At 74.1% G+C, this 2,370-nt stretch carries 2 protein-coding genes; both read right to left on the minus strand.

The window, feature by feature from the left end; genetic code table 11:
- Nucleotides 1-659: response regulator (locus LLG88_09315; GenBank protein ID MCE5247100.1), on the minus strand; the 659-nt coding region annotated here is incomplete at its 3' end.
- A gap of 46 nt (nt 660-705) precedes the next feature.
- Nucleotides 706-2,370 (minus strand): response regulator (locus tag LLG88_09320; protein MCE5247101.1); only part of this gene is annotated, 1,665 nt, incomplete at its 5' end.

Here is a 2,370-nt window from a genome sequence, read left to right on the forward strand (position 1 = left end):
TCGCGGCGGAGTTGGCCGAGCTCCTTCGACTTGAAGCTGTTCTTGGTGCGGCGCAGCGTGTCGATCGTGTGGAGCAGCGCGTCCTCGAGCCGCCGGCAGTCGGGGCAGTCGCCCGACGGAGCGTGGCGCGCGAGGAGCTTCGCCAGCCGCGCCGGGTCGAGGCCGGCGTCCTCCAGCGCCGCCAGCGGCGAGTCGAGCAGCGACCGCCGCGCCTCGTCGGGGGCGTCGGGATTGGCGGCCGCCGCCGCCTCGAGCGCCGCGCGGGCGGCGCCGAGCGCGGCGAACGCGCGCCGCGCCGCCGTCGCCTCCTCGACCGCCGCCAACAACTGCTCGAAGTCGACCGGCTTGACGAGGTAGGAGCTCACCGCCAACTCGACGGCGGCGATCGCCGTGCCGACCGACGGATAGCCGGTGACGATGATCACCGGGATTTCGGCCGAAGCGGCCGCCAGAGCGCGCACGAACTCCAGATCGGGATTCCCCGGCATTTGAATGTCGGCGACGACGACGTCGTAGTCCGCCTGCGCGAGCATCCGCGACGCCACCCGCGCGTCGCCGGCGACGTCGCACTCGTATCCCGCCTGCTGGAGCAGCACGCACGTCGCGAGGGCGAACGTCTCTTCGTCGTCCGCGAGCAGCACGCGCGCCTTCTTTTCCATGGTCTCCCCCTTCGCCCGCGCCGGGCGCCCCGCGCGGACCCCGAGATTATTTTCCCCGACGCAAATCCGCCGCCACTCGGCGCGGCAGATCGGCGAGAAGTGCGTTGAGACGCTTGGCGTCCACCGGCTTGCTGAGGTAGTCGTCCGCCCCCGCTTCGAGGCAGCGCTCCCGGTCCCCCTTCAGCGCGTGCGCGGTGAGCGCCACGATCGGGACGCGGCCCCCCGAGATCCGCTCCCAGGCCCGGATTCCGGCCGTCGCCTCGTAGCCGTCCACGTGCGGCATCTGCATGTCCATCAGCACGACGTCGAACGCGCCCCGCCGCGCGAGGTTCAGCGCCTCGCGGCCGTTCCGCGCGAGCGCGACGTCGTGTCCCGCCCGCTCCAGCAGGCGGACCATCATCCGCTGGTTGACGACGTTGTCCTCGGCGAGCAGCACGCGCAACGGCGGCGCCGCGGCCGGAGCGGCCGGAGCGGCGGGCGCCGCCGCCTCTTCGGGAAAAAGGATCGCCGCCAGCGCGGCGCGGAGATCCGACTCCTTCACCGGCTTCATCAGATGGCGCAGGCCGGCGGCGACCGCGCGCGGTTCGTCGCTCTCGAGCATCAGCGCCGCCCGTCCCGCTCCGGCGCGCCGCGCGATCTCCGCGCCCGCCGCGTCCGGCAGGCGGGAATCGACGACGACCACGTCGAACGGCCCGCCGCGCAGCGCCGCTTCGGCCTCCTCGCCGTCGGCGACGGCGACGACCTGAAGTCCGAAGCCCAGGAGCGAGTCCGCGAGCGCCCCGCGGCTGAAGGGGCAGTCCTCGACGAGCAGCGCGCGGCCCGCGGGCAGCGGCGCCGGCGCCGGCGGCTCGGGCGCCGGATCGAACCACGCGTCGAAGAGGAACGTGCTGCCCTTCCCCTCCTCGCTCTCGACCCTCAGTTCTCCGCCCATCAGCGCGACGAGCCGGCTCGAGATCGTCAGCCCGAGGCCGGCGCCGCCGAAGTGGCGGGTCGTCGAGCCGTCCGCCTGCGAGAACGCGGCGAAGATCGTCTCCCGCCGTTCCTCCGGAATCCCGATCCCGTCGTCGGCGACGGCGACGCGCAGGCCGACGCGGCCTTCCGCGCCGACCGGCGCCGGCCCGGGCGCCGCCTCGACGACGATCCGCACGCCCCCGGCCGCGGTGAACTTCACCGCGTTGCCGACGAGGTTGACGACGACCTGCCGCAGGCGGACTTCGTCGCCGAAGACGCGGCGCGGCGCGTCGGCGGCGATCCGCAGGCCGAGTTCGATCTTCTTCCGGTGCGCCCGCAGCGCCAGCATCCGCGCCGCGTCGCCGAACAGTTCGCGCGGATCGAACTCCCGCCGCTCGAGCTCCATCTTCCCGGCGTCGATCTCCGAGAAGTCGAGGATGTCGTCGATCAGGCCGAGGAGCGACCGCGCCGAGAGCTGCACGAGTTGCAGGCACTCGCGCTGGTCCGGCTCCAGCTTCGTGTCCAGCACGACTTGGGTCATGCCGATCACGCCGTTCATCGGCGTGCGGATCTCGTGGCTCATGTTGGCGAGGAAGCGGCCCCGCGAGCGGGCCGCCTCCGCCGCCCCCTCCGCGGCGGCCGCCGACTCGCGCGCAAAAACGGCGACGCGCTCCTCGAGCGCCCGCGCGCGGCGGCGGAGCGCCGCGAGGCGCGCCGCGCAGAACGCGGCGGCCGCGGCGGCGGCGAGGGCGAGGAGGGC

The organism is bacterium (genome assembly GCA_021372775.1).
Classification (GTDB): Bacteria; Acidobacteriota; Polarisedimenticolia; order J045; family J045; genus JAJFTU01.